The 12,765-nt window shown below is 62.9% G+C and carries 17 protein-coding genes, 1 tRNA gene and 1 pseudogene; 12 read left to right on the top strand and 7 right to left on the bottom strand.

The genetic code is table 11. The features are described 5' to 3' along the window. Nucleotides 1-5 precede the first annotated feature (5 nt). Together AC3WOG_RS12640 and AC3WOG_RS12635 are read right to left on the bottom strand one after the other, a co-directional pair. On the bottom strand, nucleotides 6-551 hold the full coding sequence (locus tag AC3WOG_RS12640; RefSeq protein WP_074284429.1) for an NUDIX hydrolase: 546 nt from the start codon (nucleotides 549-551) through the stop codon (nucleotides 6-8). A 555-nt stretch (nucleotides 552-1,106) separates the two neighbouring features. Further along, nucleotides 1,107-1,183, bottom strand: a tRNA-Met gene (locus AC3WOG_RS12635). A gap of 238 nt (nucleotides 1,184-1,421) precedes the next feature. Between AC3WOG_RS12635 and AC3WOG_RS12630 the strand changes: the two genes are divergently transcribed. Together AC3WOG_RS12630 and AC3WOG_RS12625 are read left to right on the top strand one after the other, a co-directional pair. After that, nucleotides 1,422-1,919 carry a heme-degrading domain-containing protein gene (locus AC3WOG_RS12630; RefSeq protein ID WP_492578309.1) on the top strand — a complete coding sequence of 166 codons (498 nt, stop codon included), beginning with the start codon at nucleotides 1,422-1,424 and terminating at the stop codon, nucleotides 1,917-1,919. Nucleotides 1,920-1,929: 10 nt separating this feature from the next. Continuing rightward, complete coding sequence (locus tag AC3WOG_RS12625) at nucleotides 1,930-2,262, top strand: DMT family transporter (RefSeq protein WP_492578308.1); 333 nt, start codon at nucleotides 1,930-1,932, stop codon at nucleotides 2,260-2,262. A 33-nt stretch (nucleotides 2,263-2,295) separates the two neighbouring features. On the opposite strand, the gene AC3WOG_RS12620 is transcribed toward AC3WOG_RS12625, so the two are convergent. Both AC3WOG_RS12620 and AC3WOG_RS12615 read right to left on the bottom strand, forming a co-directional pair. Beyond that, nucleotides 2,296-2,679 (bottom strand): hypothetical protein, encoded by a 384-nt coding sequence (locus AC3WOG_RS12620; protein ID WP_492578307.1) that lies wholly within the window; start codon nucleotides 2,677-2,679, stop codon nucleotides 2,296-2,298. A gap of 75 nt (nucleotides 2,680-2,754) precedes the next feature. Then, a pseudogene (locus AC3WOG_RS12615) lies at nucleotides 2,755-2,952 on the bottom strand (hypothetical protein). A gap of 385 nt (nucleotides 2,953-3,337) precedes the next feature. Here AC3WOG_RS12615 and AC3WOG_RS12610 point away from each other — a divergent pair. After that, complete coding sequence (locus AC3WOG_RS12610) at nucleotides 3,338-3,622, top strand: DUF1488 family protein (RefSeq protein WP_115782793.1); 285 nt, start codon at nucleotides 3,338-3,340, stop codon at nucleotides 3,620-3,622. 74 nt (nucleotides 3,623-3,696) lie between these two features. Here AC3WOG_RS12610 and AC3WOG_RS12605 read toward each other — a convergent pair whose 3' ends face one another. Continuing rightward, on the bottom strand, nucleotides 3,697-4,695 hold the full coding sequence (locus AC3WOG_RS12605) for an NAD-dependent epimerase/dehydratase family protein (protein ID WP_492578306.1): 999 nt from the start codon (nucleotides 4,693-4,695) through the stop codon (nucleotides 3,697-3,699). A 133-nt stretch (nucleotides 4,696-4,828) separates the two neighbouring features. On the opposite strand from AC3WOG_RS12605, the gene AC3WOG_RS12600 reads away from it, so the two are divergent. Both AC3WOG_RS12600 and AC3WOG_RS12595 read left to right on the top strand, forming a co-directional pair. Beyond that, nucleotides 4,829-5,632: a TetR/AcrR family transcriptional regulator gene (locus tag AC3WOG_RS12600; protein WP_492578305.1), complete on the top strand. Its 804-nt coding sequence runs from the start codon at nucleotides 4,829-4,831 to the stop codon at nucleotides 5,630-5,632. A 46-nt stretch (nucleotides 5,633-5,678) separates the two neighbouring features. Then, a complete protein-coding gene (locus AC3WOG_RS12595; protein WP_492578304.1) occupies nucleotides 5,679-6,809 on the top strand; it encodes an enoyl-CoA hydratase/isomerase family protein in 1,131 nt (376 codons plus the stop codon). Nucleotides 6,810-6,897: 88 nt separating this feature from the next. Here AC3WOG_RS12595 and AC3WOG_RS12590 read toward each other — a convergent pair whose 3' ends face one another. Continuing rightward, a complete protein-coding gene (locus tag AC3WOG_RS12590) occupies nucleotides 6,898-7,323 on the bottom strand; it encodes a hypothetical protein (protein ID WP_492578303.1) in 426 nt (141 codons plus the stop codon). A gap of 536 nt (nucleotides 7,324-7,859) precedes the next feature. On the opposite strand from AC3WOG_RS12590, the gene ssuD reads away from it, so the two are divergent. Genes ssuD through AC3WOG_RS12570 form a run of 4 tightly spaced genes read left to right on the top strand, consistent with a single transcriptional unit; the run spans nucleotide 7,860 to nucleotide 11,167 of the window. Then, complete coding sequence (ssuD, locus tag AC3WOG_RS12585; RefSeq protein WP_492578302.1) at nucleotides 7,860-9,020, top strand: FMNH2-dependent alkanesulfonate monooxygenase; 1,161 nt, start codon at nucleotides 7,860-7,862, stop codon at nucleotides 9,018-9,020. Between the two features lie 58 nt (nucleotides 9,021-9,078). Further along, nucleotides 9,079-9,909: an aliphatic sulfonate ABC transporter permease SsuC gene (ssuC, locus tag AC3WOG_RS12580; protein WP_492578301.1), complete on the top strand. Its 831-nt coding sequence runs from the start codon at nucleotides 9,079-9,081 to the stop codon at nucleotides 9,907-9,909. Beyond that, nucleotides 9,906-10,904 (top strand): ATP-binding cassette domain-containing protein, encoded by a 999-nt coding sequence (locus AC3WOG_RS12575; protein ID WP_492578300.1) that lies wholly within the window; start codon nucleotides 9,906-9,908, stop codon nucleotides 10,902-10,904. Before ssuC ends, AC3WOG_RS12575 begins: the two co-directional genes overlap by 4 nt. A 47-nt stretch (nucleotides 10,905-10,951) precedes the next feature. Further along, a complete protein-coding gene (locus tag AC3WOG_RS12570) occupies nucleotides 10,952-11,167 on the top strand; it encodes a TOBE domain-containing protein (protein ID WP_007182147.1) in 216 nt (71 codons plus the stop codon). A 48-nt stretch (nucleotides 11,168-11,215) separates the two neighbouring features. Here the strand turns inward: AC3WOG_RS12570 and AC3WOG_RS12565 are convergent, their stop codons facing one another. Beyond that, complete coding sequence (locus AC3WOG_RS12565; protein ID WP_492578299.1) at nucleotides 11,216-11,464, bottom strand: hypothetical protein; 249 nt, start codon at nucleotides 11,462-11,464, stop codon at nucleotides 11,216-11,218. A 240-nt stretch (nucleotides 11,465-11,704) separates the two neighbouring features. Between AC3WOG_RS12565 and AC3WOG_RS12560 the strand changes: the two genes are divergently transcribed. The 3 genes from AC3WOG_RS12560 (at nucleotide 11,705) to AC3WOG_RS12550 (ending at nucleotide 12,720) form a co-directional block, all read left to right on the top strand. Then, on the top strand, nucleotides 11,705-11,902 hold the full coding sequence (locus AC3WOG_RS12560; RefSeq protein ID WP_341312345.1) for a hypothetical protein: 198 nt from the start codon (nucleotides 11,705-11,707) through the stop codon (nucleotides 11,900-11,902). Nucleotides 11,903-12,008: 106 nt separating this feature from the next. Beyond that, nucleotides 12,009-12,251: a hypothetical protein gene (locus tag AC3WOG_RS12555; protein WP_492578298.1), complete on the top strand. Its 243-nt coding sequence runs from the start codon at nucleotides 12,009-12,011 to the stop codon at nucleotides 12,249-12,251. Between the two features lie 88 nt (nucleotides 12,252-12,339). Continuing rightward, entirely contained in the window at nucleotides 12,340-12,720 is a 381-nt protein-coding gene (locus AC3WOG_RS12550; RefSeq protein WP_492578297.1) for a glyoxalase superfamily protein, read from the top strand. Nucleotides 12,721-12,765 lie beyond the last annotated feature (45 nt).

Raw genomic sequence — 12,765 nt, 5'->3', positions numbered from 1 at the left:
GCCGCTCAACCTTCGCGCAGCGAGCGGAAGATATCGCCCGTGTGCAGGCCGAAGCTGCCGGCGGCGCGATCAGCGAAGAAAAAGCGCAGGGTCTGGCCGACCGTCGGGAAGGCGATCTCGTCCCACGGAATCTCGTGTTCCTCGAAGAGCTTGACCTCGAGGCTTTCCTCGCCGGCGGCGATGTCGAGATCGAGCAGGCGCGCCATGTAGAACAGATGCACCTGATGCACGTGCGGCACGTTCAGCAGCGAGAACAGGTTCTGCACTTCGACGCGGGCGCCGGCTTCTTCCAGCGTCTCGCGCGAGGCCGCTTCAGCCGTCGTTTCACCCATTTCCATGAAGCCCGCGGGCAGCGTCCAGTAGCCGTAGCGCGGTTCGATCGCGCGACGGCACAGCAGCACTTTGTCGTCCCAGACCGGGACGGTGCCGACCACGTTGCGCGGATTCTGATAGTGCACCGTGCCGCAACTGCCGCATACGAAGCGCTCGCGATTGTCGCCCGGCGGAATGCTCAGGCTGACGCCATGGCCGCAGACAGAACAGAATTTCATAGAAAGGGGACGAGAAAGGGTGATAGGAGTTTATCACTGGGGCGGGGGTTTTCTGCGGGCCGGACATGGCGGCGTGCCGGTGGTGGCGCGAAGCGAGCAGCGCGCTTTGCGCGGTGGGCGCGGTTCGGGCTGTTGTGCCCCGGGCCGATCGGCCAACGCCGCCGATTTTCTGTGTGCCTGGGGGGCTATTGCATCAGGATTGCTACTCGATTGAAGTGTGGCGGCAATGCCTGCTGCGAGGGCGGTCCCGGTGCTTCTGCGTGAGGCGTCGATCGTTGTCGTGTTCGGCTGGCGCGGTGCGGGCGCCGATTGCTGTGATCCAAGGGAGCACATATCTGTTTGGACTGCAGATAAAAAAGAGGAGGGTGAGTCGATGCGATTGGCTGTCGACGTGCAAGCAGCGTCGCTTCGTGCGACATGCCGAATCGGAGCGTTTGGTGTAGGGCTGACTATGGGAAGGAAGGGCGGAACAAATACGCGACAGAAAACAAAAAAGGCCTGCCGGTTGGGCAAGCCTTTGATGTTGTTTTCGACGTTTCGAACCGTTGAGATGCTTGGTTGCGGGGGTAGGATTTGAACCTACGACCTTCGGGTTATGAGCCCGACGAGCTGCCAGACTGCTCCACCCCGCGTCCGTCGAAGAAAAGATTATAGAGCAAAGCGTATGCCGATGCAATAGCTATTTAAGAACGGACTTCAAATCGACACAAATACGAGGCTCGTGCGGGCCCTCGAGGTCGCGGCTCGCATGGCCGGCGTCGCATGCCGGAAGGCCATCATAAGGCGCTGCGCTAGAATTCAGGTTCTTCTCGCGGCGCCCTTCGTTATGCAATGCGGCGTGCGCTTCACCTCTTACCTTGCTCTTACCCCATGGATATCGCTCACGATCTGCAGTCGATTGCCGCTCAGGAAAAAGCGCTGGTGTTCCCCCAATTCGATGCTGACCGTGCGTGGCAGGTCGGAGCGTATCTGCATGAGATCGCCAAGGCGCGTGGTATAGCGGTGGCTATCGACGTGCGCACCTTCGGTCAACCGCTCTTCTTCAGCGCACTCGAGGGCGCGACGCCCGACAACGTCGATTGGGTTCGCCGCAAGAACAACACCGTCGCGCACTTCCGCCGCAGTTCGTACGCGATCGGCTTGAAGATGCAACTGGCGGGCAGCACGCTCGCTGAGAAGCACGGCTTGCCGGCCACGGAATACGCATCGCACGGCGGCGCGTTTCCGTTGACGGTAGCGGGTGCCGGCGTGATCGGCTCGGTGACCGTTTCGGGCTTGCCGCAGCGCGCCGATCATGAACTGGTGGTGGAAGCACTGTGCGCGCAGCTTGGCCACGACTACAGCAAGCTCGCGCTTGTAAAGGCATGAGGCGATGCGGATGCCTCCTTATGCATTGCTCGCCATTGCTATTGTTGCCGAAGTGATTGCGACCTCCGCGATGCGGGCGTCGGAAGGATTTTCACGGCTGCTGCCCGCGGCGGTGGTCGTGCTCGGCTATGGCATTGCGTTCTATTGCCTGTCGCTCACGCTCAAGAGCATTCCCGTCGGCATCGTCTATGCAGTGTGGTCCGGCGCCGGCATCGTGCTGATTACGCTGGTCGCGGTCGTGATGTACCGCCAGGTGCCTGACGTGCCGGCCGTCATTGGGCTCGGGCTGATCGTTGCCGGTGTCGCCGTGTTGAATATGTTCTCGAAGATGCAGGCGCACTGAACCCCGCGCAAACGCACGGCCACATGTTGTTCGTTATTTGCAGCGCACGATCATCGAACGGTTTTTCACGTTGGCCGACACGACGTTCGTGACGCTGCCGCCCGCCGCGCCGCCTTCGTCGTTGTCTTTCGAAACGATGTCGTAGCCGGTCGCGCCGCATGCTTTGCCGGCCTGCACGTAGCACGAGGCCCAGCTGGAGGCGGCGTCCGCGCCGCTGCAATTCACCGCAAAGCCGGTTTGGCCATTCGGCAGGTTGATCAGCGAAGTGGTGTTCGATGACGCGCAGGCGCTAAGTCCGGCGCTGAGCAGTACCGCGGCGGGTAGGGCGGCGGAAAGGGATCTCAGGCGGGCTAGGACAAGGGCCGCGCGGCTGGGTCGGAAGCGGCCGGAGCGGCGCGGGTACGTCATGAAATGCATCGTGATTGTTCCCTTTCTATCTAATGAGTGTCGAGAGTCTGTGATGGCTCGCCGCGCACGGCGAGGGCCATGTCTTCACTGCCCGGCCGTCTCGATCGTGATGCCAGCCGCGTTGATTATCCGGCGGCTTTCCGCGCCGTCTTCAGTGGCCGCGTCTTCCCGGATGCCGATGGCTTTCGGAATGTCGATGCCGTGATTTTCGGCGTAAGCAAACTATTGGTTTGCCGCATCCGGCTCGGGCAGTTCGTGGTTTTGCAGAAAATATTTTCCCATATCGCGCTCGCTGAACTCGAATTTGCGTCAGCACAGGCTGTGCCGATGACGCTGTTCGACCGGAGCAAGCGGCACAAGTGCCGCTCGATTTATCGATTCGTGTCGATTCGCGCACAGAACTTATCGGCTCGCGGAGCGCCTTACTGACCTCTCGTGAGCGCGTGCATGTGAACCGTCCGCGCGGCGCCCGCTTTCGTCGAACAGGCCGCGCGCGAAGATGTCGACCGCCGCCCGGAGGCAGTTGATGGCGCCGCGAGACATGCAGGAAGGCAACTCGGGAGACTGGACCGTGATCCAGCCGGGCGAGTACCATATCGACGTTCTTCGAAGCTGGCCTGTTTGCGCCGGCGTCCGTCTTCTACCGGATACTTCTGATGAGGCAACCATGGAAATTCGGTTTCCCGCGGACGCGCCCGCTTACCGCGACTCCAATCTGACTGTTGTGTTTCCCGCGCTGGTCGACGGCGAACCCGTGCCGTGCGCGATCTCGGTCGAAGCGCTCGAAGATCACTTCGGCGCCTACACCGAGGATCTCGAAGGCTGGATGCGCGCGTTCGACGCCGGACGTCCGCACATCGAGGCGGTCGCGCGCGAACATCTGCAGATCAGTAACGGCACGCCTGTGCTGCTCAAGAGCGGCCACTTTCCGCCTGGCAACGTCGCGGGCTGATACAGGCTGACATACACGCCTACGCACGCCTACGCACACCTACACACGCCTGCGCGCGCAAAACCCGGCCGCCACTAAGCACGTTTTGCGGTGATCCGATCTGTCGCAGCGGTTGCCGAAGCCGCTTCGCGCGCTGCGGCGAATGACTGCCGGATACCGTCTTCGTACGAGGTTTTGGCGATCGGTCCGATCAACGTACTCAACTCGGTGTCGTCAAGCACTACGGGGTCCGTCATCAGGTAATTCATTTCCACCAGTTCCCGCATCAGCGGATTGAACAGGCCGAGCACGCGCAACAGAGTCTTGCCGGTCACCGTCAACTTCGGCTCGCGGCCCGCCAGCGCATACGCCTGTTTGGCCACTTCACGCTGCGTGATCGTGCCGGCGCCGGCCAGGTGCCACCAGCGGCCATAGGCTTCGGGCGTACGCGTCAGTTTCTCGACCACTGGCCCGATATCCGGCAGGTAAATGAATTCGTGCGGCACATCCACCGGGCCGATCATCTGCGCGCGCTTACCGTGAGCGGCGCCCTCGAACACGCCGTTCAACAGACTGCGCTCGATGCCCGGACCGTAGAAGTCGGGCAGGCGCAATACCAGCGTCGACAAGCCGTCGCGGCCGTGTGCCGCCAGCACCAGATTTTCCTGTGCGAGCCGCATCCTGCCTTTGAAGGTGTGCGGCTCGCGCGGATGATTTTCGGTGATGGGGTTGCCGCGCGCGCGGCCGTACGGATACACCGTGCCGATCAGAATAAAGCGTTCGACGCCTGCCGCCGTCACGCCGGCAAGGGTCTTTTCCATCAACGGCGGGTGCGAGGCGAATTGATCGTAGGGCAGGCCGACCAGATAGATGACCGTTTGCAACCCGGCCGCCGCCGCGGTGATCGAATCCGCATCGTCCGGATTCCACGTGACGATTTCCGCGTGCGGATCCTGGCCGAAGGCCGCCTCGAGCGGCTTGCGCGAGCGGCCGACCACCCGATAATCCCGGCCCGCCGCGCTCAGCTCCGCCGCAATGCATTGGCCGGCCGCGCCCGCGGCACCGAATAACCCCACTTTTCCTGTGACTTGCATGACGACTCCTTGAGGCGGCGGCAGAGCGCGCCGGGTGGACCTGACTGATTTAGACAAATTTTATGAACACTGTTCAGTAAACGGTGTTCAGTTTAATTTGACTTTTCAGTTTGTCAATCCGAAAATGTGCTTCATGGGAATCACTGAACGAAAAACTCGCCAGAAACAGGCGCTGCGCGAGCGCATCCTCGATGCGGCGCGGCGCATCGTCATGCGTGAAGGTTTTGCTGCGTTGTCGATGCGCAAGATCGCCGACGCCATCGAATATTCACCTGCCACGCTGTATCTTCATTTCGCGAGCCGCGACGAGATCGCTCAGGCGTTGTGCGCGGAAGGTTATGCGCAATTGCTCGAGACCTTCGTGCCGCTTGCGCAGATCGCCGATCCGGCTGAACGGCTCAAGGCGTTAGGGCGCGCTTATGTAGCGTTCGGCGTCGCGCATCCGGAAACCTACCGGCTGATCTTCATGGAAGATCCGAGCTACACCGGCGCCGCGCTCGGCGGCGTTGCCGCGCCGGCCGCATCGGCTGACATTGCGCTGGTGGAAGAGAGCGGCGCACCGCTCAAAGCAGACGACGATCCCGGCGACGCCTCGTTGCGCATCATGATCGTCGCGCTCGAGGAGTTGAAAGCAGCGGGGCGCTTGCCCGCATCGGTGGACGTGGCGGTATGGGCCGAGGCTTTCTGGGCGACCATGCATGGCATCGTCGCGCTTAATCTCACGTGCCCGGTATTTCCGACCGCGCCGCTCGACACGGTAGTGGACGTTGCGCTCGATGCGTGGCTCGGCGCGCGGCACGCGGCAGAGCGGCAGGCCGAACCGGCGGCGGCGCACCAACCCGCAGCAAAAAACACGCGCGCCCGCAAACAGCCCACCGAAGCAGGCACCGAATCTTCCGCACAGTCGTCCACCAGGCCCAAAGCAGCGAGCGCGTGATAACGTTCAGTTCCGGCTCACTTCGCGCCCGCGCGCTTAGCTCCCCATGTCCAGTTCCGCCTCGCCCGCCGTCAGCGACGAAGTCGCGACCCACGTAGCCAACCGCATCGGTTTCATCGAACTGGAGCGCCCGAAGGCGCTCAATGCCCTGTCGACCGGCATGATTCGCGCGATGCACGCGGCGCTCGACCAGTGGCGCGAAGACCCCGACGTGCTCGCGGTGGTGGTGCGCAGCCAGCATCCGCGCGCTTTCTGCGCGGGCGGCGATATCCGCTATCTGTACGAGTCGGCGCGGCGCGGTGAACACGACGTGCGCGATACGTTTTTCATCGAGGAATACCGGCTCAATCATGCGATCTTTACCTATCCGAAGCCGTATATCGCGTTGATGAACGGCGTCGTGATGGGCGGCGGCGTGGGCATTTCGCAGGGGGCGCATCGCACCGGCGGTCTGCGCGTCGTGACAAACTCGACCAAATTGGCGATGCCGGAGACGCGTATCGGACTCTTCCCCGATGTTGGCGCGAGCTGGTTTCTGTCGCGCACGCCGGGCGCGCTCGGCCGCTATCTGGCGGTCACCGGCGAGACGATCGGCGCGGCCGACGCGCTCTACGCAGGCCTCGCCGACGCCTATATCGACGATTCAGCGCTGCCCGCGCTAGTCGATACGCTGCGCAGCGAATTGTTCGAACGGGGTTCCGACGTGGTGGCGTGCATCGAGCGCGAGACCGGCGCGCATCAAGTCGTGCCGAATCCGGAGCGCTCGTCGCTTGCGAGCGCGCGTGCGTTGATCGACCGGCATTTCGCGTTGCCCGATGTCGTGCAGATACTCGCGTCGCTCGAGCGGGAAAGCGATGGCGATGCCGCCGAATGGGCGGAGCAGACGATCGGCGTATTGCGCGAGCGTTCGCCTTTGTCGATGGCGGTGTCGCTGGAAGTGGTGACGCGGGCCGAGGGTTCGATGGCGGACGTGCTGCGCTGCGATCTCGATCTGACGCGCACGTGCTTCGAGCATGGCGACGTGATCGAAGGGATTCGCGCGCGCATCATCGATAAGGATAACGAGCCGCGTTGGCGCTTCGCGCGCATCGAAGACGTCAGCGCCGCTGACGTGGAGAAGATGTTCGAAAGCCCGTGGCCGGCAAACGAACATCCACTGCGCGATCTGCACGGCTAAGAGGAAGTCAGAACGGCGGTAAAACTATGCCGGTGCCGGCATCGGCATAGCCTTGCAATCGAGCGTAAAGACGACGCTCAATCCTCGCTCAGTCCTCCTCTTCGCCTGCCATGAACGCGCGCATGAACACCAGCGCGCCCCAGCCCCACATCGCGTTCGCCGCGAAACCCACCGCGAGCCGCGGCAGCATGTTGCCGCTCGGCCAGATGCCGCGCAGCGGGTCGACCACAAACACGCTCGCCGCCGTCAACACAATGCCGCCGAATACGAAGGCCGGCACCCACGGCGCGCGCCGTTCGGGCGCGACACGCAACAGCCACGCCATCAGCACCGCCCAGAACGCGCTCCAGATCGCGTTCGCAATGAACTCAGGCAACCCGAACGGCAAAAACGGCGCGGTCGAAAAACCCGTCGGGTCGATCAGGCCGGCTGCGTGCAGCAGCGCGAGCGTCGATTCGTGAAAGAACAGGGAAGCCAGAAAACCGGCGACGAACGGCAGGATAAGTTTTTGCATGCATTGCACCGCGAGAGATCAGGCGGCGCGGTTCGCGCGGCCTGCACCGGATTATTGGAAATGTGCGCCATTATATATAGGGCCACCCCGAGGGCCACCCCGAGGGCCATCCGCTTTCACGCGCGCGCAACGCGCGCCAGCCGTATGCTTTAGCGTCCGGCAAATCACGAAAGTGGAAAACCTAAGCTAAAAAAAATCGTTCAAAAGCCGCGGCTCGATCCATAGACTGTTTCTCCATGCAGACGGTGTTGCCGCCGTCGCCCATTTAATCGAGCGCATGACGCGCACGTTTGGTCGAGGGAAGCTGTCACGATGTCCTGCCTGATGCCGATCTTCACCAGCCCCACGGCGCACGCGCGCCGGCGGTTGCGCTGTCGGAACTAGACCGCGCTAAACCGCGCTAAACCGCGCTTTCCTGCCCCTTTTGCGACGTATCGCCCGGCCGCGTGCCGAGTGAAAACGCGCGGCCAGCGTGTGCGTTTTCACTCGACACGCCGTCTCCACTCCATCCAGTTTCGAACAAGCAGGAGCAGCAAATGAATGTGTTCTGGTTCATTCCGACTCACGGCGACAGCCGCTATCTCGGTACGTCCCAAGGCGCACGCGCAGCCGATTACGACTACTTCCAGCAGATCGCCGTCGCGGCCGATACGCTCGGCTATGAGGGCGTGCTGCTGCCGACCGGCCGTTCGTGCGAGGACGCATGGGTGGTCGCGTCGAGCCTGATCGCCGCGACCAAACGGCTGAAGTTTCTGGTGGCGATTCGCCCGGGCATTTCGTCGCCGGGTCTCGCGGCGCGTATGGCGGCGACCTTCGACCGTCTGTCGAACGCACGTCTCCTGATCAACGTGGTGACCGGCGGCGATGCGGCTGAACTGGAAGGCGACGGTGTGTTCGTCGATCACGACACGCGCTATGAAATCACCGACGAATTCCTGCACATCTGGCGCAAGCTGCTGAGCGCCGCGCACACCAACGACTCGATCGACTTCACCGGCAAGCATCTGAGCTCGAAGGGCGGCAAGGCGTTATATCCGCCGGTGCAGAAGCCGCATCCGCCACTGTGGTTCGGTGGTTCGTCGCCGGCCGCGCATGACATGGCCGGCGAGCATATCGACACGTATCTGACGTGGGGCGAGCCGCCCGAAGCCGTCGCGAAGAAGGTCGCCGACATTCGCGCCCGCGCCAACGCGCATGGCCGCGAGATCAAGTTCGGCATTCGCCTGCACGTGATCGTGCGCGAAACCGAAGAAGAAGCATGGGCCGCCGCCGACAAGCTGATCAGCAAGCTCGACGACGAAACCATTTCCCGCGCGCAGGCTTCGTTCTCGAAGATGGATTCCGAAGGGCAGCGTCGTATGGCCGCGTTGCACGGCGGCAAGCGTGGCGGCCGCGCGGAACTCGAGGTCTATCCGAATCTGTGGGCGGGCGTCGGTCTTGTACGCGGCGGCGCGGGCACGGCGCTAGTCGGCAATCCGGAGCAAGTCGCCGCACGCATGAAGGAATACGCCGAGCTCGGCATCGACACGTTCATCCTGTCGGGCTATCCGCATCTCGAAGAGTCGTATCGCTTCGCCGAACTGGTGTTTCCGCTGCTGCCGAACCGTCGCAGCAAGACGGCGAACGGCCCGCTGTCGGGTCCGTTCGGCGAGATCGTCGGCAACAACTATCTGCCGAAGGCGGCAAGCTCGAGCTGAGCGCTCGCTCGCTGGATTCGGCAGCGATGCCAATCGATAAGGAATGAGGAAAGCAATCATGGCTCAATCCACTGTGAGTACGGAACGCGGCGCAAGCGGGGCTGTTGGCTTGTTGCGCCGCGTCGGTACGCATCTCGCGCCGTGGCTCGCGCCGCTCGCGATTCTGCTGGCGTGGGAAATCGCCGCGCGCAGCGGCGTTCTGTCGACGCGTGTGCTGCCCGAACCGCTCGCCGTCGTGAAGGCCGCGTGGTCGCTGATCCAGTCCGGGGAGATGTGGGCGGATGTGAAGGTCAGCACGTGGCGCGCGGTGTCGGGCTTCGCGATCGGCGGCGGTATCGGACTCGTGCTCGGCCTCGCGACGGGCTTGTTCAAGCCCGCTGAAGTCGCGCTCGATTCGACCGTGCAGATGATCCGCAATATCCCCGCGTTGGCGATGATTCCGCTCGTGATCCTGTGGTTCGGTATCGAGGAGGAAGCGAAGGTGTTTCTCGTCGCGCTGGGCGTGTTTTTCCCGGTGTACGTGAACACCTTTCACGGCATCCGCTCAGTCGACGCGAATCTGATCGAAATGGCGCGCAGTTATGGCGTGAAGGGCGTCGCGCTGTACCGGCATGTGGTCTTGCCGGGCGCGCTGCCGTCGATTCTGGTCGGCGTGCGTTTCGCGTTCGGGCTGATGTGGGTCACGCTGATCGTCGCCGAAACTATTTCCGCGCAGTCTGGCATCGGCTACATGACGATGAACGCTCGCGAATTCCTGCAAACCGATGTGGTGGTGGTCGGCATCCTGCTGTACGCGGCGCTCGGCAAACTCGCCGACTTGCTGGCAAAGAGCCTCGAGCGCGTGTCGCTGCGTTGGCATCCGGCCTATCAAAGAGGAGCGAAAGCATGAGCGCAACGACATTGTCGGCGTCGTTCGGCGGCATCGCGGGCAGCGATCTCGAAGCCGAACTGGCGCAGCCGCGCATCACGGATCACGACGCTGACGAAGCGGCCGGACTCGACCGCCCCGATCGGACGCACGACTTGAACCGGAGCGGCGGGTTATCGCCGGCGGGCGCATTGGCGCGCAACGACGCGGGCCGCTCCGCCGATTATTCGGTCGAATTGCGCGGCGTCGGCAAGCAGTATGGCGAGCGCACGGTGTTGGCCGATTTCAATCTGTCGATCGAGCGCGGCAGTTTCGTGACGATCGTCGGCCGCAGCGGCTGCGGGAAGTCGACCTTGCTGCGACTCGTCGCCGGCCTGGAAAAGACCTCCTCGGGCGTGCTCGAAAAGCGCGCCGAAGACGGTCAGCCGCTCGATACCCGCATCATGTTTCAGGACGCGCGCCTCCTGCCCTGGAAGAGCGTGCTGCAAAATGTGATGCTCGGCCTTGGCCGCAGCGCGCGCGAAGATGCGCGCGCGGTGCTCGCCGAAGTCGGTTTGCTGGAGCGCGCCAACGACTGGCCCGCGCAGCTATCCGGCGGTCAACGGCAGCGCGTCGCGTTGGCGCGCGCGCTGGTGCATCGGCCGCAATTGCTGCTGCTGGACGAACCGCTCGGTGCGCTCGACGCGTTGACGCGCATCGAAATGCACGCGCTGATCGAACGGCTGTGGCGTGAACATCGATTTACCGCGCTGCTGGTGACGCACGACGTGCACGAGGCCGTGGCTCTGGGCGACCGGATTCTGCTGATCGAAGAAGGGCGCATCGCGCTCGATCAGCCGGTGCCGCTCGCGCGGCCGCGGGCGCGCGCTTCGGCCGGTTTCGCCGCGCTGGAAGAACATGTGTTGCAACGCGTACTGAAGACGGCGCCAAACGACGACGCGCTGTCCCATCGCGCTTACAACGCACGTGACGAGGGCCGTCTCACACGGCCGACAGACGTCCGCTGGGCCGTCTGACATCCGTTGACTGACTGTTTTTAATCGATTCTCTGGAGTCACTCGATATGAGCATTTCCGCTATCAATGTACGCAATCAGTTCAAAGGCAAGGTCAAGGAAATCATCCGCGGGCCGGTGGTATCCGAAGTCGATGTGGATACGCCGTTCGGTATCGTCACCTCGGTGATCACCACGCGCTCGGTCGACGAACTGGAGCTGAAGGTCGGCTCGGAAGTGGTCGCGCTGGTGAAGTCGACGGAGGTGTCGATCGCGCGCCTGTAAGCCGCGCGACGTATCGTTTCGCCGATACCGTTGCCACGCATGCCGACGCTATTTCGCGTTGGCGCTGCTGGCCGGCGGTTCGTGCATCATTTTGTCGTTAGTCGGTTTGCGTGGGCGCTTGACCATCGGTATGTCGTCCGGACTGACCGGCCCGCTCGCCCCCGGCGGCCTTACCATCGACGCGCCGCTATTCTGCGGTGCCGGATTTGGCGTTTGCGCGAGCGCGGCAGTAGCATACGCGCCGCATGCCGCGAACGCGACGCTCGCCGTCAGCGCTGCCAATCTGCTTCGTTTCATCTGATCCTCCTTTGCGATGCCGCTTGCTGGTTTTCCCTGTTTTTTCGTTGCTGTAGTGCTTGTGGGATAGACCCTGCGTTGCGCGGAAAATTCGCCGGCCCGCTCCGATCGTCGATTCCCGGCGCCTTAAAGCACACCGCCACGCTGCGTGCCCGCTGTGGGCCGCTGTGTACCTGTCGTGCTTCTGCGCAAGCACCGGAAACTTGCTAGGATGAATTAAGCGTCACGACGGAGACGGCCATGTCGAAGTCATTGAGTCCCGAAGCGATCGAAGCATTGCGGCGTCTGAACGACGTCGGCGTCGGACAATCTGCGCCGAAGCTTGCGCAGACCGTCGCGGCCGAGTTGCTGGCAGGCGGCCTCGTCGCCGAAGCCGGTGGCGGCGATGTCGAGATCACCTGCAACGGCCGGCAGTACCTTTCGGGTGATTGCGATTGATCGTTCGGTAAGGGCTGGGCGGGTGCATTCCATTTGCGAGCCTGTATGACGGCCCGCCGCTCAGGCATGGCCGCGTGCACGTTATAACTTGACCATAGAGGCGAACATGCAGCCGAAGGGCCTCGATATGGGCGACTACGAGGAGCGCTATCAGGACTACGACATCGAAGTCGCGGTCGAACAGGTGCTCACCGGTGTCAAAGCGCATTTTCGGGTGCTGCGGGGCGAGGCTGTGGTGGTCGACTGGCGGCTTGTGCACATTGACAGCTTGTGGCCCACCGAGCAGGCCGCGGCCCGGGCGGCGTTTCGGGCGGCGCGTGAGGTGATCGACAGCAGGCTGGTCACTTGACGGGCCTTATTGGGCCACTTGTAGACGCGTAAAAGGACGGGTGTTTTCGTCTAAGCTGACGGCCTTGCCTTCGCTGCTGGAGACCGCTGTGCACCTGGCGCCTGCCATCCCGATCATCCGCATCTTCTCGGAAGAGAAAGCCCGCGAATTTTATGTGGACTTTCTCGGCTTCACAGTCGAGTGGGAACACCGCTTCGACGACAATTTCCCGCTCTACGCGCAGGTGCGCCGCTCCGATCTGACGTTGCACCTCAGCGAACATCATGGCGACGCGACACCGGGTTCGACGATATTCGTGCCGGTGCAGGACATCGACGCGTTACACGCCGAACTGCAGCGCAAAGACTATAAGTATGGAAAACCGGGCGTTGAAGCGTTGCCGTGGGGAAAAGTGCTGGAGACGATCGATCCGTTCGGCAACCGGATTCGCTTCTGCGAATCGCCGAAAGAGGAGGAGAGTGGGGCGTGATGGAGAGGGGTGAAGCAGGCGTGTCGTGAGCGCGGTGGCCAAGCA

Source organism: Paraburkholderia sp. FW306-02-B (assembly GCF_058782725.1).
This window is presented reverse-complemented; position numbering and strand designations above follow the sequence as displayed.